Genomic DNA, 18,792 nt, shown 5'->3' on the forward strand with positions numbered 1-18,792 from the left:
TCCTGCTGTCCAGATGGTGCGGTTTTCGCCGCACCCGTTAACCTCTTGAGGCAGCCGTGGCAACCTTGAGCCCGAGGTCAAACAGTCGATGAAGGGGGCCGGGAAGCCTGGGCTCCCCGGCAATTCTCAAATCTATTCTGCCGCGACGCCCATGCGCATGCGTTCCATCTCGATCAGCGCGCGGCGGTATTCGACCGGCATGATCTTGCGGAATTTCGGCCGGAAAATCGTCCAGTCGTCGAGTATCTCGCGGCCGCGCACCGAACCCGTATAGTGCACGTGGTTCGAGATCAGCTGGTAGAGCCGTTCTTCGTCATGACTGGTCATATCGCCGGACACGTCGACGCGGCCCTTGTGGTCGAGATCGCCGCCATGGTGCAGCAGCTTTTCCATCAGATCATCTTCTTCCGGGACTGGCTCCAACTCGACCATGGCCATGTTGCAGCGCTCGGCGAAATCACCTGCTTCGTCCAGCACATAGGCGACACCGCCCGACATGCCGGCGGCAAAGTTGCGGCCGGTTTTGCCGATGACGACGACGACGCCGCCCGTCATGTATTCGCAGCCATGGTCGCCGACGCCCTCGACGACGGCGGCCACGCCCGAATTGCGCACCGCGAAGCGCTCGCCGGCAACGCCGGCGAAATAGGCCTCGCCCTCGGTCGCGCCATAGAGCACCGTATTGCCGACGATGATGGAGTCGGCCGCGACGATCCTTGCCTCTTCCGGTGGCCGGATGACGATGCGCCCGCCCGACAGGCCCTTGCCGACATAGTCATTGGCGGCTCCGACGAGTTCGAACGAGATGCCACGTGCCAGGAAGGCGGCGAAGGACTGGCCGGCCGTGCCGGTGAGTTTTACCTGGATCGTGTCCTCGCGCAGGCCCTTGTGCTTGAAGCGCTTGGCGACCTCGCCCGACAGCATGGCGCCCGTCGAACGGTCGACATTGCGGATGTCGACCTCGATCTTGACCGGCTGCTTGGTCTCCAGCGCGGGCTTGGCCAGATCGATCAGCTTGCGGTCGAGCACCTCGTCGATCGGATGCTTCTGCCGTTCGGTCCAATGCACCGCTTCATGCGGCGCATCGGGCTTGTAGAACATCTTCGAGAAATCGAGGCCGCGCGCCTTCCAGTGCTGGATCACGTCGCGCTTTTCCAGAAGGTCGGCGTCGCCGATGATCTGGTCGATATGGGTGAAGCCCATTTCGGCGAGCAGCGCCCGCACCTCTTCCGCCACGTAGAAGAAGAAGTTGATGACGTGCTCGGGCGTGCCCTTGAAGCGCTTGCGCAGCACCGGATCCTGCGTCGCGACGCCGACCGGGCAGGTGTTGAGATGGCATTTGCGCATCATGATGCAGCCGGCCGCGATCAAAGGCGCGGTCGAAAAGCCGAACTCGTCGGCGCCGAGCAGCGCGCCGATGATGACGTCGCGGCCGGTGCGCAGGCCGCCGTCGACCTGCAGCGCCACGCGCGAGCGCAGGCCGTTCAGCACCAGCGTCTGGTGCGTTTCGGCAAGACCCATTTCCCACGGGCTGCCGGCATGCTTGAGCGAGGTCAGCGGCGACGCACCGGTGCCGCCATCATAGCCAGAGATGGTGATGTGGTCGGCGCGCGCCTTTGCAACGCCGGCCGCGACAGTGCCTACACCAACCTCCGACACCAGCTTGACCGAGACGTCGGCCGCCGGATTGACGTTCTTCAGATCGTAGATCAGCTGCGCCAGATCCTCGATCGAATAGATGTCGTGGTGCGGCGGCGGCGAGATCAGGCCGACGCCCGGCGTCGAATGCCGAACCTTGGCGATGGTTGCGTCGACCTTGTGGCCGGGCAACTGGCCGCCCTCGCCAGGCTTGGCGCCTTGCGCGACCTTGATCTGCATCATGTCGGAGTTGACGAGATATTCCGCGGTCACGCCGAACCGTCCCGATGCGACCTGCTTGATCGCCGAACGTTCGGGGTTCTTGCCGCCACCTGGCAGCGGCAGATAGCGATCAGCCTCTTCGCCACCCTCGCCAGTGTTCGACTTGCCGCCGATCTGGTTCATGGCGCGGGCCAGCGTGGTGTGCGCTTCCCTGGAAATCGAGCCGAACGACATCGCCCCGGTCGAGAAGCGCTTGACGATGTCGGCCGCCGGCATGACGTCGTCGAGTGCGACCTTGGTGCGGCCGGTCTCATCCGCCAGCTTGATCTTGAACAGGCCGCGTATGGTCTGGGCGCGGGCCGTCTCGCTGTCGATCTGCGCCGAATAGTCCTTGAACGTCTCCCACGATCCCTGGCGCACGGCGTGCTGCAATGTGGCGACCGCGTCGGGCGACCACATATGCGCCTCGCCGCGCATGCGGAACAGATATTCGCCGCCGACCTCGAGGCTGTTGCGCAGCACCGGATCACTGCCGAAACCGTCCGTGTGACGGCTGACGGTTTCGCCTGCGACCTCATCCAGTCCGACGCCTTCGATCAGTGTCGCGGTGCCGGTGAAGTATTGCTGCACGAAATCGGTCTTCAGCCCGATGGCATCGAAGATCTGCGCGCCGCAATAAGACTGATAGGTCGAGATGCCCATCTTGGACATCACCTTGAGGATGCCCTTGCCGATCGACTTGATGTAGCGCGACACCACCTCGTAGGCGTCGACCTCCTCGGGCAGTTCGCCGCGCTTGTGCATGTCGAGCAAGGTGTCGAAGGCGAGATAGGGATTGATCGCTTCCGCGCCGTAGCCGGCAAGGCAGCAGAAATGATGCACCTCGCGCGGCTCGCCCGATTCGACGACCAGGCCGACCGCGGTGCGCAGCCCCTTGCGAATCAGATGGTGGTGCACAGCGGCCGTCGCCAGCAACGCCGGAATGGCGATGCGGTCCGGTCCGAGCTGGCGATCGGACAGGATGATGATGTTGTAGCCGCCGGCGACTGCCGCCTCCGCCCGCTCGCACAGTCGGTCGATGGCCCCCTGCATGCCGGCAGCACCCTCGCTCGACCCGTAGGTGATGTCGATCGTCTTGGTGTCGAAGCGGTCCTCGGTATGACCGATCGAGCGGATCTTCTCGAGATCGCCATTGGTCAGGATCGGCTGGCGCACTTCGAGCCGCTTGCGGCGCGAATTGCCGACCAGGTCGAAGATGTTCGGTCGCGGCCCGATGAACGACACCAGGCTCATCACCAGCTCCTCGCGGATCGGGTCGATCGGCGGGTTGGTGACCTGGGCGAAATTCTGCTTGAAATAGGTGTAGAGCAGCTTCGACTTGTCCGACATCGCCGAGATCGGCGTGTCGGTGCCCATCGAGCCCACGGCTTCCTGGCCGGTGGTCGCCATCGGCGACATCAATAGCTTGGTGTCTTCCTGGGTGTAGCCGAACGCCTGCTGGCGATCGAGCAGGCTGACGTCCCTGCGCAGTTCGCGCGGCTCGACCGGCTTCAGATCTTCGAGGATCAGCTGCGTGTTGGCGAGCCAGGTCTTGTAGGGGTGTTTGGTCGCGATCTCCGACTTGATTTCCTCGTCGGGGACGATGCGGCCCTTGGCAAGGTCGATCAAAAGCATGCGGCCGGGCTGCAGCCGCCACTTCTGGACGATCTTCTCCTCCGGCACCGGCAGCACGCCGGCCTCGGAAGCCATGATGACGCGGTCGTCATCGGTGACGATGTAGCGTGCCGGGCGCAAGCCGTTGCGGTCCAGCGTGGCGCCGATCTGGCGTCCGTCGGTGAAGGCGACCGCCGCCGGCCCGTCCCAAGGCTCCATCAACGCGGCGTGGTATTCGTAGAAGGCCTTGCGATCGGCATCCATGAGCTTGTTGCCGGCCCACGCTTCCGGGATCAGCATCATCATGGCGTGGCTGAGGCTGTAGCCGCCCTGGAACAGAAACTCGAGCGCATTGTCGAAGCAGGCGGTATCGGACTGGCCGTCATAGGAGATTGGCCAGAGCTTCGAGATGTTGTTGCCGAACAGTTCGGAATCGACCGACGCCTGGCGCGCCGCCATCCAGTTGTTGTTGCCGCGCACCGTGTTGATCTCGCCATTATGGGCGACCATTCGGTAGGGATGCGCCAGCTTCCACGACGGGAAGGTGTTGGTCGAGAAGCGCTGGTGGACGAGGATCAGCGCGGTCTCAAAACGCGGGTCCTTGAGGTCCCTATAGTAGGCCCCGACCTGATAAGCCAGGAACATGCCCTTGTAGACGATGGTTCGCGCCGACAGCGACACGCAGTAGGCGCCGATGTCCTTGTTGTCGTTCTCGGCGTAGATGCGGCCCGATATGACCTTGCGCAGCAGATAAAGTCTTGCCTCGTATTCCTCGTCGTCGGTGATGTCGGCCGTGCGGCCGATGAAGACCTGGCGGTGGAACGGCTCGGATGCGACGATGTCGGGCGCCTTCGATAGCGACGAATTGTCGACCGGCACGTCACGGAAACCGAGCAGCGGCAGCCCCTCGGACTGCGCCGATTCGGCGACGATCTCTTCGATATGTGCACGAAGGGCCGCATCCTTCGGCATGAACCAGTGTCCAACGCCGTACTGGCCTACCGGTGGCAGTTCGATACCTTGGGCCGCCATCTCCTCACGGAAAAAAAGATCCGGAAGCTGTACCAGCACGCCGGCGCCATCGCCGACCAGCGGATCGGCGCCTACGGCGCCGCGATGCGTCAGGTTCTCAAGCACGGCAAGCCCGTCCTTGACGATCTGATGCGACTTCACGCCCTTCATGTTGACGATGAAGCCGACGCCGCATGCGTCATGCTCGTTGCGCGGATCGTAGAGACCCTGGGCGGTCAGGCCGCCGGCAGTCGCGCGATTTTTGGTGGAGGTATTTTTGACGGCAGCCGCTTTCGTCTGCGCGGCCTGGCCGTTCGTCGCAGAGAGCGTCAATTCCGTCATTGTCCTGTCCTCCATTCCAGCCCTTCAGGCGCTGGTTTGCCTCGGCAAGCGCTTGGCTCACCCTGATCCTCGCGGCACGTCTTGCGAAATCCTTTTCGAACCATGCGGCTTTTCGCATGCTTCGCATCTGGTATCGTACAGGCCAGCGTCCGGCCGTCCACCTGTCGCTCGCGACAACAGCCGGAGAGGCCAATATGTTACGCCAATCCGGCCTGTTTTGTGCGACAAAATAAGACAGCACTACTGTCCTAAATTTTTATGGCAGAATTCGTAAACGCGCACAAGACCGATTCACAAAAAACTTGGAGCATCCGCGACATAAAATTACGCGGAGTTCCCGAAAAACGTAAGCTTAAGTCGTCCACGTTTGCCGCCACGTTGGCTGGCTTCAACGGTTTTCCGGCGCCTGGCCCTTGCGGTCGGCGCGTTAAACCGTTCAACTCCGGCTGAATTCCCCAACACAGGCAGATACATGTTCTTCGCTTCCGACAATTGGGCAGGCGCCCATCCCAATATCGTTGCCGGCCTGTCGGCCGCGGCCGGTGGCTTTGCCACTGCCTATGGTGACAGCGCCCTCGACGAGACGGTTTATCAGCGCTTCAGTGAAATTTTTGAACGCGAGGTCGCGGTGTTCTTCGTGGCAACCGGCACCGCCGCCAATTCGCTGTCGTTGACCACCTTCAACAAGCCGGGCGGCATTTCCTTCGCTCACCGAGAATCGCATGTCATCGAGGATGAATGTGGCGCGCCGGAGTATTTTTCCGGCGGCTCGCGGCTGCACGCCGTCGACGGTCCCCTGGGCAAGATCGATGCGCCCAATCTGGACAGGGCGATCGGCCGTTTCGCAAGCGAGATCGTCCATTGGGGCCGGCCGATGGCCGTCTCGATCACCCAGTCGACCGAGGTCGGCACCGTCTATGGTCTGGACGACATTGACGCGATCTCGGCCATCGCCAAACAGCATTCCGTGCCCCTGCACATGGATGGCGCCCGCTTTGCCAATGCGCTGGCCGCGCTCGACACCACGCCGGCCGAAATGACCTGGAAACGCGGGGTCGATGTCCTGTCCTTCGGCGGTACCAAGAACGGTTGCTGGTGCGCCGAGGCGATCGTGCTGTTCGACCTCGACCGTGCCAAGGAACTGGCCTTCCTGCGCAAGCGTGCCGCACAGCTGCTTTCGAAGTCGCGTTTCGTCGCGGCGCAGTTCGAAGCCTATTTCAAGGACGGGCTTTGGCTCGACACCGCCAGGCATGCCAATGCCATGGCCGCGCGCCTCGCAGCGGCGATCGAGGATTCGGCCACCGCCAAGCTCGCTTGGCTGCCGCAGGCTAATGAGGTGTTCGCGGTGATTAAGAAAACCGAAGCCGACAGACTGCAGGCGGCAGGCGCGGCCTTCTATGACTGGCACAGGCCGCATGGTTTTGACGGCCATATCGGCGAGGACGAACTGCTCTATCGCTTCGTCACCAGCTTTGCCACGACGACTGAGGAAGTCGACCGCTTTGGCCAGCTGATCGCCGGATAACAATCAAACTTCGGACAAAAAAGCGGCGCCTCGCGGCGCCGCTTCCGTCTCGGGAGGAGACTTTGGATTTTTATTCGGCTGTCAGGCTGCCGTCTTGGCCTCGATCTGCTTGGCCTTGGCCGGAGCCGAGGTGATCGCGATCTTGCGCGGCTTCAGCTCTTCGGGAATGTTGCGCTTGAGGTCGACGAAGAGCAGGCCGTTCTTCAGCGCGGCGCCGACGACTTCAACGTGATCGGCAAGCTGGAAGCGGCGCTCGAAGGCCCTGGAGGCAATGCCGCGATAGAGCAGTTCGGAACCCCCGCCGGTGCCCTCGTCCTTGCGCTCGCCCTTCACGGTCAGCACGTTACGGTGAGCTTCGATCGAGATTTCCTCGTCCGAGAAGCCAGCGACGGCCATCGAAATCCGGTAGGAATCCTCGCCGGTGCGCTCGATGTTATAGGGCGGATAGGTCTGCGCGCCGTCAGGCTGCGCAAGCGAATCCAGCATCGTGAAGAGACGGTCGAAGCCGACGGTCGAACGGTAAAGCGGGGAAAAATCAACGTGACGCATGAGGTGTTCTCCTGTTGAGCAACATGGTTTGCGTATGGTCGGTGCGAAACCCGCGAGCGGCGTTTCGGGAGGACCAGCGGCCCCGATTGGCGACCGCAACCCACATCTGGGGAGCGCTCGAAAGCATTTCAAGTTTCGTTTGACGGCAAAAAAGAACGAGGCGGCCAACCTTCGATGAACGGCAGATGAACCGGTGCTTCGGCGTCCGTTCAGACAGCCAGCGCTAAAGTGGCTTTCAAGATCAAGGATTGGCGGCGCCGGATTTACCGGGATGCCGCAACGAGGCCGAACCGGGTGTTAACGTCCCTTCCTCCCGGATCGACAGGGGCCGGAAGCGCGCTCAAAGCCGCTTCCGGCCTTCCCCGTCGCAGTCCTCCATAACCCGGATTTGCTTTGCTTTTGATGTGTTGGCGTCTATCACCGTAACGATGCCAGCCGCGACCGACTGGCGCGCAAGGACGCCGAGCACAAAGCGCCGAATGACGGATCTTTTCCACGACACTCCGCTCTTCAACGAAACCGAGGGCAATCCGCGACCGGAAAACGCCAAGGGCGGCTTTTTCACCACGCGCGACCGCAAGAAAATACGTTATGGCCTGTTCGCGGCGGTGGCGCGGCCGATGCGGGGCACCGTGGTGCTGCTCGGCGGCCGTAATGAGTGCATCGAGAAATATTTCGAGACCATCCGCGACCTTGCCGCACGCGGCTTTGGTGTCGCCATCCTAGACTGGCGCGGTCAGGGCGGTTCCGACAGGCTGATCCGCGATCGCCAGCGTGGCTATGTCAGGTCGTTCCGCGACTATACGGCTGACCTGGAGCAGTTCTTCGAAGAGATCGTGCTGCCGGACTGCCGCGGACCGTACTATATCCTCGCCCATTCGGCCGGCGCTGTGATCGCGCTGCTTGCCGCGCCGTCGATGGTGAACCGCGTGCGGCGCATGGTGCTGATCGCGCCGTTCCTGACATTGCCCGACCTGCCGGTCTCGATAGGGACGGTGCGCCGGATCTGTTCGGTTTTCTGCGCCCTGGGGCTCGGCTGGCTCTATGCCGCCTGGGGTCCAAGGCCGAGACACACGCTGCCCTTCGAAGCCAACAAGGTGACATCGGATCCGCAACGCTATCGCCGTAACACGCGGATTTTTGAAGAATATCCGCAAATGGCGCTCGGCGGCCCGACGATCCGCTGGCTGCAGGCAGCGGCGAAGGCGTCGGCAGCCATTAGCGACCCCGACTTCATGGCCCGCATTCAGGTGCCTCTGCTGATCATTGCCGCTGGCGCCGACCAGGTCGTCTCGACCAGGGCGGTGGAGGCATATGCGAGAAATCTAAGGCTGGGTTCGCTGTTGATGATCGACGGCGCCAAGCACGAGATCCTGCAGGAAGCCGATCTCTACCGCGAACAATTCCTCGCCGCCTTCGACGCCTTCGTCCCCGGCTCGGACGACCCGACAGCCTGACAGGCCCGCGGCTCCTCCAAGGCCGGCATGGCTGAACCCCATTGTCAGGAAGAAAGACGTCGGCGGCGTTCAAGCAGGTCTACGGATACGCCCCGCGGAATTCCAGCGCTCCATAGCCCGCGCCGACCGGAAGTGACCTCAGCCCCGCAGGGCAGCCATGGCGGCGGCATGAAGCTCCGGTGTCGCGGCCGCCAGCACGTCGCCGCCATTCTCCGCCGGCCCGCCATCGAAAGTGGTGACGACCCCGCCTGCCTTCTCGATGATCGGGATCAGCGCCACGATGTCGTAGGGTTTCAAGCCGGGATCGGCGACGATGTCGACGCTCCCCGAGGCGATCATGGCGAAGGCGTAGCAATCGGCGCCATAACGGGCGAGCTGGATCTGCCGCTCGAACGCGTCATAGCGATTGCGCGCTTCGCCCTTGAACAGCGCCGGCGTTGTGGTGAACAACGTGGCCTCGGCCAGCTTCGTCGTCTTGCGGGTGGTCAGCTTGCGGGGCCCTCCCGGCCCCTCATAGTGAGATCCAGAGGCGTTGGCGTAGAACAGCTCGCCGGTGAAGGGCTGCGCCATCATGCCGGCGACCGCGTCACCATCGATCGTCAGCCCGACCAGCGTCCCCCACACCGGCAGGCCGGAGATAAAGGCGCGCGTGCCATCGATCGGATCGATCACCCAGACATGCCGGCTGGAGATGTTCTCGCTGCCATGTTCTTCGCCCAGGATGCCGTGGTCGGGATACTCGGACGATATCAGCGCCCGGATGGCGCGCTCGGCCTCGCGGTCGGCCTCCGTGACCGGATCGAAGCTGCCTTTTTCCTTGTTGGCGACCGCGCCCTGGGCGCGGAAGCGCGGCAAGGTCTCCGCCGCCGCCGCTTGCGCGATACGGCGCATGAAATCGATGCTGATGTCCAACTGATTCTCCCGCTTTGCAGCGCGCCCGAGCCGGGCCTGCCGCGACTTCGCCGCCAAGACAAGCTTGTTTATCGATTTATACGCCGCGATGACTGTTGCCGGAATGTCACTCCAACGTCATCGAAACGCAATTTCCACATCACTCTGAATTAAAAAAGCCTAAACGTCGCTTGACATTTGTGCGCTGCACAATACCCTCAATCTCGGACAGGGTTTCCTGTCCATGCCCTCCTTGGGCGTTTCCTCCCTAGACTTCGACCGTATCGTGCAAACGATGCGGTCTTTTTTTCAGGCCCGCTCCTGGAGCGGGCCGCCCAAAGAAGCACACAAAATCTTGGGCAGTGTTACGCATGAGACAAGGCGTGGCCTTACTCCGCGGCCAGCGGCAGGTCGATGAAATGATGGTCCGGCATCGCCATCAGGTCGGCTGAAAACCGCGTCAGATCGTCGGCCAGCGCGTCGAAGCCGGCGGCTTTCTCGAAGGTCCGCTCATTCATGTAGAGCCCGCGATTGACCTCGATCTGCAGCGCATGCAAATGACGCGCCGGACGGCCGTAATGCTCGGTGATGAACCCGCCGGCATAAGGCTTGTTGTGGGCAACCGTATAGCCCATCGCGGTCAATAGGCCGATCGCGGTTTCGGTCAGGGCCGCGGTGGCCGAGATGCCGAAACGGTCGCCGATGATGAAATCCGGCCGCAGCCCGCTGTCGCCGACACGGATGCTCGCCGGCATCGAATGGCAATCGATCAGCACGGCAAAGCCGAACCGGGCGTGGGTCTTGGTCAAAAGCCGTTTCAGCGTTTCGTGATAGGGCTTGTAGACGGCCTCGATGCGGGCAACCGCCTCGGCGAGTGGCAAGCGGCCCGAATAGATGTCGAGCCCCTCGCCCACCAGCTTCGGCACGGTGCCGAGGCCGCCGGCCACGCGCGCGGAGCGGATGTTGCAGAAGGACGGCACCGGCTCGGCGAACATGCGTGGGTCGAGTTCCCAGGGCTCGCGGTTGACGTCAAGATAGGCGCGCGGGAAATTCGCCGCCAGCATCGGGGCGCCGAGCGCCACGGCGCCGCCGAACAACTCGTCGACATAGCAATCCTCCGAGCGGCGGATGGCATTGCGATCGAGCCTTGCCATGGCAAGGAAGCGTTCGGGATAGTAGCGGCCGCTATGCGGCGAGTTGAACAGGAAGGGGACGCGCTGCTCGGCGCCCGACCGGATTTCGAAGGGGGGAAAGACCGAAAAATCCTCGGCTGCCGTCTTCAATTTGAACGAACCCGAAAACACCAGTGCATCATGGCATGAAACTGCCACCTTGCTGGCCGCATGTCCAGCATTTCGGCGGTCGTGCCGCTGGGCAAATATGGGTCAGGCGCGTCCGCGTTCACTTGATGTTTACTCTCACCTCCTCATATACAGGATGGTTAACGGGCCTGCTCCACGGCAGTCTCGGGCGGGTGATTCGGACGGGATATCATGGCACGCATTCTTCTGGCGGAAGACGACGACGATATGCGCCGGTTCCTCGTCAAGGCGCTGGAGCGCGCCGGCTATCAGGTCAGCGATTTCGACAACGGCGCCAGTGCCTATGAGCGGCTGCGCGAGGAACCGTTCTCGCTGCTTCTGACCGACATCGTCATGCCGGAGATGGACGGCATCGAACTGGCGCGGCGCGCCACCGAGATCGATCCCGACCTCAAGGTCATGTTCATCACCGGTTTTGCCGCCGTCGCGCTGAACCCGGATTCCAAGGCTCCGAAAGACGCCAAGGTGCTGTCCAAGCCCTTCCACCTGCGCGATCTGGTCAACGAGGTCGAGAAGATGCTGCAGGCGGCTTGAACCGCCTTCCGCAAGCCGCCGGCGTCGGTCCACGGCTGCGGCGGGACGACGTGTTTTTCCTCTTTTCCTGCTATTGACGCGCCTGACCAAAAATGGTGTATGCGCGGCTTCGGATGGGCGTGTAGCTCAGCGGGAGAGCACTGCATTGACATTGCAGGGGTCACAGGTTCAATCCCTGTCACGCCCACCATCCAACCCACACATTCGGGCCTTGCAGCATGGCGCGCCTGTCTTGGCGCTACCGGAAATGGACGACGGGTGATCCGATCGCGAAACGCGTTTAGACCCCCGCGACAGCACACAGGCTTTTCATCCGCGAAATGGCAAGGTCGGGGTCGGCCAGCAACCCTGCCTGGTCGGCGAGGCGAAAGACTTCGGCATAATGGCGGATGCCGCGCGCCGACTGCATGCCGCCGACCATCGAAAAATGGTCCTGGTGGCCGTTGAGCCAGGCCATGAAGACAATGCCGGCCTTGTAATATTCAGTCGGCGCCTCGAAGATTTTTCGTGACAGCGGCACGGTCGGCGCCATCAGCGCGTCGTAGCCGGCACGATCGCCGTCAGCCAGTTTCGCCAGCGCGGCATTGGCGGCCGGCGCGATCGCGTCGAAAATGCCGAGCAGCGCATGCGAGTGCCGCTTGCCGTCTCCGGCGATCAGCTCGGGATAATTGAAGTCGTCGCCGGTGAACATCATCACGCCGTCCGGCAGCCGGTTCCTGAGCGCCACTTCCTTGCCGGCGTCGAGCAGCGATATCTTGATGCCTTCGACCTTGCCGGCATTGCGCTCCATGATGGCGATCACCGTATCGAGCGCGGTCTCGAAATCGTCACTTCCCCAATAGCCTTTCAAGGCCGGATCGAACATGTCGCCCAGCCAGTGCAGGATGACCTTGCCGGAGGCCTGGCCCAATATGCGGTCGTAAACCAGGGCGTAATCGTCCGGCCCCTTCGCCACGGCCGCCAGCGCGCGGCTGGCCATCATGATCGCCTTGCCGCCCTGGCCTTCGATGAAGGCGAACTGCTCCTCATAGGCGGCGACCACGTCGTCGACAGTCCGGGCCCTCGACGGAGCCAGATGGTCGGTTCCCGCACCCGAGGCGAGATCGGCGCCAGCGACGGTCCGCGCCTCCGCGATTGAACGGCGGATCAATTCCTGCGCATTCGTCCAATCGAAACCCATGCCGCGCTGCGACGTGTCCATCGCCTCGGCGATGCGGAAGCCGAGCCGCCATAGATGATGACGAAACGCCATCGTCCTGTCCCAATCGACAACGGGCCGCGACCATGGATCTGTCATTCCCAGCGGATCGGCGACGACATGCGCGGCGGCATAGGTGATGCGCGAAAACCGCGCGCCGATCACCGGCTGGACCGGCTGTCCGACAAGGGCGTAGGGTGTGCCGCGGCCACCCTCGCCAGGCAAGGCAATGTCCATGGTTGTCTCCCTTCGCGGCTCTATTAAATGGAACGTTCCAATAAAGCAACAAGCTTTGAGATTCGAGCTGGCCAAACTCGGCCAATGCTGCGCTGCACACGAAAAGCCTTGGGAGGCTATATTTGCCCACCCATGACCACTTCTCTTAATCGAGAAAAATCCTGATTGACTCATCCGTGGAACAGATATTAGAACGTTCCAATAAACCAATTGAAAAAACTGGGGAGGATATCTGGATGGCCAGCCGGGCGAAGGCGACGATCTTCGACATTGCCCGGGAAGCGGGCGTGTCCAAATCGACGGTGTCGCTCGTGCTCCAGGGCAGCGGGCTGATCCGCCCCGAAACCGCGGTCAAGGTCCGCAAGGCGATCGAGGATGTCGGCTATGTCTACAACCGCGGCGCCGCCAATCTGCGCAAGGCCCACTCCAACGTCATCGGCATGGTCATCAACGATCTCACCAACCCGTTCTTCGCCGAGCTGGCGGTCGGCATGGAACGGGTCTTCCAGTCGGCCGGCATCGTGCCCTTCATCGCCAACACGGCCGAGAATCCGGTGCGCCAGGAAGAGGTGCTGAAGTCTCTGATGGAACAGGGCGTCGCCGGGCTCATCGTTTCCCCGGCGCGCGGCACGACGCCAGGGGCGTTCCGGCGGCTGGAAATAGCCGGTCTGCCGATTGCCTTCGCAATGCGCCGGCTGCCTGAAAGCCGCATTCCGGTGATTGCTCCCGACAATCATCGGGGCGCCTATCTCGCGACCTCGCATCTGGTTGGCAAGGGGCATCGCCGCCTGGCCTTCTTCGGCGGCTCGTCCGACCTCGTCGTCTATCATGAGCGCCTGGGCGGCTTTCGCGAGGCCTGCGACACCCTCGGCATCGACGCCCGCGACGCGCTTATCATCGAAGGCGAGACCAATCGCAAGGGCGGCATGGCCTGCCTGGAAACGTCGCTCGCAATGACCGAGCCGCCAACCGCGGCCCTGTGCTTCAACGATGCCGTAGCCTTTGGCGTCATGCTGGCGCTGCGCAAGCGCGGACTTGAGCCGGGCGCGGATTTCGCTGTCGTCGGCTTCGACGACGTGGTCGAGGCCGAACATTATATGCCGCCGCTGACCAGCGTAGCGGTGGACTCCGCCGGCCTCGGCGAACGCGCGGCCCACGTCATGATCAAGATGATCCAGTCGCGCACCACGCGGGCCGAGGATCATATCGGCGCTGTCAATCTCGTGGTCAGGGAAAGCTGCGGCCCGGATCGCCGCACGCGAAAAAGGCCCGCGGCGGCGGGAACCGCGACATGAGCGTCAAATGGGGGCTGATCGGCTCCAGCACGATCGCCCGGCAATTCATGATCGACGCCATTCGCGCGCAACCCGATGGCGAAATATCAGCGGTGATGAGCTCCAACCCCGAACGCGCCATGGCCTATGCAATGGAAAATGGCATTCCAGCCGCCGTATCAAGTCTCGATGCCTTGCTCGGATCCGACATCGACGCCGTCTACATCTCGACCACCAATGAACTGCATTTCGAACAGGCGCTGGCCGCCGCCAGGGCGGGAAAGCATGTGCTGTGCGAGAAGCCGCTGGCGCTGACCAGCGATGATGCACGCAAGATGGTCGCCGCGGCCAAGGCCGCGGGCATCGTGCTCGGTACCAATCATCATCTGCGCAATGCCGGCGCGCACCGTGCCATGCGCGACGCCGTTGCCGCGGGCCGCATCGGCAACCCCATTGCCGCGCGTGTCTTCCATTCCGTCTACCTGCCCGAAAACCTGCAGGGCTGGCGCATCACCAGACCGGAGGCGGGCGGCGGGGTGGTGCTCGACATCACCGTGCACGATGCCGACACGCTGCGCTTCGTGCTTGGCGACGATCCGGTCGAGGTTTCCGCTTTCACGCAATCCGCCGGCATGGCCGGCAGCGGGCTGGAAGATGGCGCCATGTGCCTCTGGCGCTTCAAATCGGGCCTTATCGCGCAATCGCATGAGGGATTCACCACCAGGTTTGCCGACACCGGCTTCGAGGTGCACGGCTCGCGGGGCTCGCTCATCGCCCGCGATGTGATGACGCAAAAGCCGGCCGGCTCGGTCCTCTTGCGCACCGCCAGCGGCGAAGAACAGTTGAGCTTCGACCGCGAGGACCTCTACACGAGGTCGGTACGCGGGTTCCATGCCGCGGTCCGCGGCGAGGGCCAGCCTCCCGCCACCGGCGAGGACGGCATCTGGTCGCTCGCCTCGGCCGAGGCGGCATTGCAATCGGCGGCTTCCGGCAAGACCGTCAAGATCGACCCGAAACTCGGGAGCATGAATTGAGCAAGGTCGTCTCATCGGCGCACGCCGCCGGCCTGATCAAGGACGGCGTGGTCGTCTCGGTGTCCTCGTCGAGCGGCCTCGGGTGTCCGGACGCCGTGCTCGCCGCGATCGGCGAACGCTTCGATAGCGAGGGCCATCCGAAGGATATCACCACGCTGCACCCGATCGCCGCCGGCGACATGTATGGCATCAAGGGCATCGATCATCTGGCGAAGCCTGGCCTCTTGAAGCGTACGCTGTGCGGCTCCTATCCGTCAGGCCCCTCCTCCGCCGAGCCGCCGCAAATCTGGAAGATGATCGGCGACAATGCGGTTGCCGCTTATAACGTGCCGTCCGGCATCCTGTTCGACATGCACCGCGAAGCCGCGGCCAAGCGGCCGGGCGTGCTGACCAAGGTCGGCCTCGACACTTTCGCCGACCCCCGCCATCAGGGCTGCGCCATGAACGCCGCCGCCGGCGAACCCATCGTGTCGGTGCAGCAATTCGACGGCGAGGAATGGCTCTATTTCCGCGCCATCGTGCCCCAGGTCTCGATCATTCGCGCCACCACGGCGGACGAGCGCGGCAACCTGACCTACGAGCATGAGGGCGCCTATCTCGGCGGCCTCGAACAGGCGCTCGCCGCCCGCAACAATGGCGGCATCGTCATCGCGCAGGTCAAGCGCGTCGTCGAGAACGGCACGCTGAAGCCGCATGACGTGCGCGTGCCCGGCGTGCTGGTCGACCATATTGTCGTCGCGCCGGACCAGTTGCAGACGACGCTGACGCCTTACGACCCGGCGATTTCAGGTGAAATCTTCCGGCCGCTGTCGAGCTTCCGCACGCCGGAGATGAATGTTCAGAAGGTAATCGCCCGCCGTGTCGCCATGGAGCTTCGCGACGGCATGGCCGTCAACATCGGCTTCGGCATTTCGGCCAACGTGCCGCGTATTCTTCTGGAAGAAGGCCAGCACGGCAAGGTCACCTGGCTGATCGAACAGGGCGCGGTCGGCGGCGTGCCGTTGCTCGACTTCAAGTTCGGCTGCGCCTCCAACGCCGAGGCGATCATGCCCTCGCCGCACCAGTTCATCTATTTCCAGGCCGGCGGCTTCGACGCTTCGCTGCTCTCTTTCCTGCAGATCGACCGCCACGGCTCGGTCAACGTCTCCAGGCTTTCGGCGCGGCCGCATGTCACCGCAGGCGCCGGCGGCTTCGTCGACATCACCTCACGGGCGAAGAAGATCGTCTTTTCCGGCTTCTTCAATGCCGGGGCCAAGCTGTCGCTCGCCAATGGCGGCATCCGCATCGACCAGGAAGGCAAGGTCAGGAAAGTCGTCGAGGAGGTCGAGCACATCTCCTTCTCCGGCAAGCGCGCCGTCGCGCAGGGACAGGACATCACCTATGTCACCGAGCGTTGCGTCATGAAGTTGACGCCGGACGGGCTGATGGTGACGGAACTGGCGCCGGGCATCGACCTCGAGCGCGATGTGCTGGCGCAGGCCGAGATCCCGCTCAATGTAGCCAACGACCTTAAGGTGACGCCGGCGCCGCTCTACCAGGATCGGCCGATCGGCCTGTCCCTGAATGGCGGCGCCTTGCTCGGAGGCGCGCATGGCTGAGCGCCTCGTCACCTTCGAGCGGGATGGCGCGATCGGCGTTGTCACCTTGCGCCGTCCGGAAAAGTTCAACGCGCTCGATATCCCGATGCTGCGCGCGCTGGAAGCGGCGCTGGAGGAGGCGGAAAGCGCGGAGGAAGTCCGTGTCGTCCTCATAAGCGGACAAGGCAAGGGGTTTTGCGCCGGCGGCGATGTCGAGGCCTGGGGGAGCATGAGCGCAGCCGATTTCCAGGTGCAATGGGTGCGCTACGGCCACCGTGTCTTCGACCGGCTGGCGCGGGTGCGGCAACCGACCATCGCCGTTCTGTCCGGCCACGCGCTCGGCGGCGGGCTGGAACTGGCTGTGGCTTGTGATTTCCGCGTCGCCGAAACGCAGGTGAAGCTCGGCTTCCCCGAGACCTCGATCGGCGTCGTCCCCGGCTGGTCCGGCACGCAACGCGCGGTGCGTCGCTTCGGAGCCCAGACGGTGCGTCGCATGGCTGTCGGTGGCGAGATTTTCCTGGCACCGGAAGCGCTTGCGCTGGGTGTCGTCGACCGCGTCGTCGAAACCGGCAAGGCGTCGGATGAAGCCAGGATCTGGGCTGAAAAAATCGCCGAACGCGGACCACTGGCGACCGAAGCCGCCAAGCTGATGATCGCGGTTGCGGAGGGCGAGGAAAGTGCCGCTGCGACAGAAGCCTTGGCCAGCGGCTTCATCGCGCTCACCGGCGATCTCAAGGCCGGCGTCGGGTCCTTCAAGACCAAGCAGAAGCCCGTGTTTTCGCGTTCCTAGGACAGAGTGGAAATCATATGAATGCACCTCTGAGGATTTCCATGCCTGCCGAGGCCTCCGTGGCCCCTAAAGCATACAAGCTTCTGATCGACGGCAAGCATGTCGATGCCCGCGATGGCCGCGTGCTGGCACGCAAGAGCCCCGGCCACGGCTTCATGGTTTCACACTATGCCCAGGCGGGTGCCGCCGAAGTGGAAGCAGCGATGCAGGCGGCGCACAGGGCCTTCGAGACCGGCCCCTGGCCGCGCATGAAAGCGTCCGAACGCGCCGCGCTCCTGCTCAAGGCCGCCGACCTGATCGAGATCCGGCTGGAAGACATCGCCCGGCTCGATGCGCTGGAATCCGGCAAGCCGATCGCCCAAGCGCGCGGCGAGATCGGCGGCGCCGTCGACATCTGGCGCTATGCCGCCTCGCTTGCCCGAACGTTGCACGGCGAAAGCTACGCCAATCTCGGCGATGCCATGCTGGGCGTCGTGCTGCGCGAGCCGATCGGCGTCGTCTCGATCATCACGCCGTGGAATTTCCCGTTCCTCATCGTCAGCCAGAAGCTGCCTTTCGCGCTCGCCGCCGGCTGCACGGCCGTGGTCAAGCCAAGCGAGATGACGTCTGCCTCGACCTTCGTGCTTGGCAATATCCTCTTGGAAGCCGGCGTTCCCGCTGGCGTCGTCAATATCCTCGCCGGTCTCGGCGCCGATGTCGGCGCGCCGATGGTCAGCCATCCCTTGGTCGAGATGGTTTCGTTCACCGGTTCCACCCGTGTCGGCAAGATGACCATGGCCGCGGCCTCGAATTCCCTGAAGAAGGTTTCGATGGAACTCGGCGGCAAGAACGGTCAGGTCGTCTTCCCCGATGCCGATCTCGAGGCAGCTGCCGATGCCGCGGTATTCGGCGGCTTCTTCAACGCCGGCGAGTGCTGCAATGCCGGCAGCCGGCTGATCGTGCATGAGGCGATCGCCGACGACTTCCTGGCCGCCGTGAAGGCATTGACCGCCAGGGTAACCGTGGGCGATCCGCTCGACGACCTAACCAAGGTCGGCGCGATGATTTCGTCCGACCATCTGGCCAAGGTAACGGGCTACGTCGCGGCCGCAGCGAGTGAGGGCGGCAGCATCTACAGTGGCGGCGCGCAACTCCCTTCCAATGCCGGCCAATATCTCGATCCGACGATCTTACGCAACGTCACCGAAAACATGACTGTCGCGCGCGAGGAAGTGTTCGGGCCGGTGCTCTCGGTGCTGACTTTTGAATCGATTGAAAAGGCGTTGCGTATCGCCAACAACACGCCCTATGGTCTGTCGGCGGGTGTGTGGAGCGCCAGCATCGACACCTGCATGTCGGTGGCGCGGGGCGTGCGTTCGGGGACGGTCTGGGTGAACACGTTCATGGAAGGTTATCCAGAACTGCCGTTCGGGGGCTACAAGCAGTCGGGCCTGGGCCGCGAACTCGGCAAGCGCGCTGTCGAGGACTATACCGAGGAAAAGACAATCCAGTTTCATCGCGGCCAGCGCACCGGTTGGTGGGTCGGCTGAGTTGGGAAG

Annotated in this window: 13 protein-coding genes and 1 tRNA gene; 9 read left to right on the top strand and 5 right to left on the bottom strand. The window is 63.3% G+C overall.

Annotation, left to right across the window (positions count from 1 at the left end; genetic code table 11):
• Positions 1-132 precede the first annotated feature (132 nt).
• Positions 133-4,866, bottom strand: coding sequence for a glutamate synthase large subunit (gltB, locus tag ACVWWD_RS02605; RefSeq protein WP_352552656.1), 4,734 nt, complete (start codon positions 4,864-4,866; stop codon positions 133-135).
• 472 nt (positions 4,867-5,338) lie between these two features.
• On the opposite strand from gltB, the gene ACVWWD_RS02610 reads away from it, so the two are divergent.
• Entirely contained in the window at positions 5,339-6,391 is a 1,053-nt protein-coding gene (locus tag ACVWWD_RS02610; RefSeq protein ID WP_352552654.1) for a threonine aldolase family protein, read from the top strand.
• Between the two features lie 81 nt (positions 6,392-6,472).
• Here the strand turns inward: ACVWWD_RS02610 and ACVWWD_RS02615 are convergent, their stop codons facing one another.
• Positions 6,473-6,940, bottom strand: a complete 468-nt coding sequence (locus ACVWWD_RS02615) for an Hsp20 family protein (RefSeq protein WP_352546762.1) — start codon at positions 6,938-6,940, stop codon at positions 6,473-6,475.
• Between the two features lie 479 nt (positions 6,941-7,419).
• Between ACVWWD_RS02615 and ACVWWD_RS02620 the strand changes: the two genes are divergently transcribed.
• On the top strand, positions 7,420-8,397 hold the full coding sequence (locus ACVWWD_RS02620) for an alpha/beta hydrolase (RefSeq protein ID WP_352546761.1): 978 nt from the start codon (positions 7,420-7,422) through the stop codon (positions 8,395-8,397).
• Between the two features lie 138 nt (positions 8,398-8,535).
• On the opposite strand, the gene hisN is transcribed toward ACVWWD_RS02620, so the two are convergent.
• Entirely contained in the window at positions 8,536-9,309 is a 774-nt protein-coding gene (hisN, locus tag ACVWWD_RS02625; RefSeq protein ID WP_352546760.1) for a histidinol-phosphatase, read from the bottom strand.
• Between the two features lie 368 nt (positions 9,310-9,677).
• A complete protein-coding gene (locus ACVWWD_RS02630) occupies positions 9,678-10,619 on the bottom strand; it encodes an N-formylglutamate amidohydrolase (RefSeq protein ID WP_023770513.1) in 942 nt (313 codons plus the stop codon).
• Positions 10,620-10,781: 162 nt separating this feature from the next.
• Here ACVWWD_RS02630 and cpdR point away from each other — a divergent pair, with 162 nt between their 5' ends.
• Entirely contained in the window at positions 10,782-11,144 is a 363-nt protein-coding gene (cpdR, locus tag ACVWWD_RS02635; protein ID WP_006199474.1) for a cell cycle two-component system response regulator CpdR, read from the top strand.
• Positions 11,145-11,259: 115 nt separating this feature from the next.
• Positions 11,260-11,334: transfer RNA gene (locus tag ACVWWD_RS02640), tRNA-Val, on the top strand.
• Positions 11,335-11,424: 90 nt separating this feature from the next.
• Here ACVWWD_RS02640 and ACVWWD_RS02645 read toward each other — a convergent pair.
• Positions 11,425-12,579: a dihydrodipicolinate synthase family protein gene (locus tag ACVWWD_RS02645; protein WP_023781271.1), complete on the bottom strand. Its 1,155-nt coding sequence runs from the start codon at positions 12,577-12,579 to the stop codon at positions 11,425-11,427.
• Between the two features lie 236 nt (positions 12,580-12,815).
• Between ACVWWD_RS02645 and ACVWWD_RS02650 the strand changes: the two genes are divergently transcribed.
• Genes ACVWWD_RS02650 through ACVWWD_RS02670 form a run of 5 tightly spaced genes read left to right on the top strand, consistent with a single transcriptional unit; the run spans position 12,816 to position 18,783 of the window.
• Positions 12,816-13,874 (top strand): LacI family DNA-binding transcriptional regulator, encoded by a 1,059-nt coding sequence (locus ACVWWD_RS02650; RefSeq protein WP_023770516.1) that lies wholly within the window; start codon positions 12,816-12,818, stop codon positions 13,872-13,874.
• Complete coding sequence (locus tag ACVWWD_RS02655; protein ID WP_023770517.1) at positions 13,871-14,887, top strand: Gfo/Idh/MocA family protein; 1,017 nt, start codon at positions 13,871-13,873, stop codon at positions 14,885-14,887. The genes ACVWWD_RS02650 and ACVWWD_RS02655 overlap by 4 nt, the downstream gene beginning before the upstream one ends.
• Positions 14,884-16,485, top strand: a complete 1,602-nt coding sequence (locus tag ACVWWD_RS02660) for an acyl CoA:acetate/3-ketoacid CoA transferase (RefSeq protein WP_023793863.1) — start codon at positions 14,884-14,886, stop codon at positions 16,483-16,485. The genes ACVWWD_RS02655 and ACVWWD_RS02660 overlap by 4 nt, the downstream gene beginning before the upstream one ends.
• The gene (locus tag ACVWWD_RS02665; protein ID WP_352546759.1) at positions 16,478-17,254 is read left to right on the top strand and encodes an enoyl-CoA hydratase/isomerase family protein; all 777 of its coding nucleotides are present in this window, start codon (positions 16,478-16,480) and stop codon (positions 17,252-17,254) included. The genes ACVWWD_RS02660 and ACVWWD_RS02665 overlap by 8 nt, the downstream gene beginning before the upstream one ends.
• Positions 17,255-17,271: 17 nt before the next feature.
• On the top strand, positions 17,272-18,783 hold the full coding sequence (locus tag ACVWWD_RS02670; RefSeq protein ID WP_352546758.1) for an aldehyde dehydrogenase family protein: 1,512 nt from the start codon (positions 17,272-17,274) through the stop codon (positions 18,781-18,783).
• Positions 18,784-18,792: the final 9 nt, after the last annotated feature.

This window comes from Mesorhizobium sp. URHB0026 (assembly GCF_054059755.1).

Coding starts and splice junctions, on each gene's coding strand:
- gltB (WP_352552656.1), bottom strand. CDS start 4,866: ATGACGGAATTGACGCTCTCTGCGACGAACGGCCAGGCCGCGCAGACG.
- ACVWWD_RS02610 (WP_352552654.1), top strand. CDS start 5,339: ATGTTCTTCGCTTCCGACAATTGGGCAGGCGCCCATCCCAATATCGTT.
- ACVWWD_RS02615 (WP_352546762.1), bottom strand. CDS start 6,940: ATGCGTCACGTTGATTTTTCCCCGCTTTACCGTTCGACCGTCGGCTTC.
- ACVWWD_RS02620 (WP_352546761.1), top strand. CDS start 7,420: ATGACGGATCTTTTCCACGACACTCCGCTCTTCAACGAAACCGAGGGC.
- cpdR (WP_006199474.1), top strand. CDS start 10,782: ATGGCACGCATTCTTCTGGCGGAAGACGACGACGATATGCGCCGGTTC.
- ACVWWD_RS02645 (WP_023781271.1), bottom strand. CDS start 12,579: ATGGACATTGCCTTGCCTGGCGAGGGTGGCCGCGGCACACCCTACGCC.
- ACVWWD_RS02650 (WP_023770516.1), top strand. CDS start 12,816: ATGGCCAGCCGGGCGAAGGCGACGATCTTCGACATTGCCCGGGAAGCG.
- ACVWWD_RS02655 (WP_023770517.1), top strand. CDS start 13,871: ATGAGCGTCAAATGGGGGCTGATCGGCTCCAGCACGATCGCCCGGCAA.
- ACVWWD_RS02665 (WP_352546759.1), top strand. CDS start 16,478: ATGGCTGAGCGCCTCGTCACCTTCGAGCGGGATGGCGCGATCGGCGTT.
- ACVWWD_RS02670 (WP_352546758.1), top strand. CDS start 17,272: ATGAATGCACCTCTGAGGATTTCCATGCCTGCCGAGGCCTCCGTGGCC.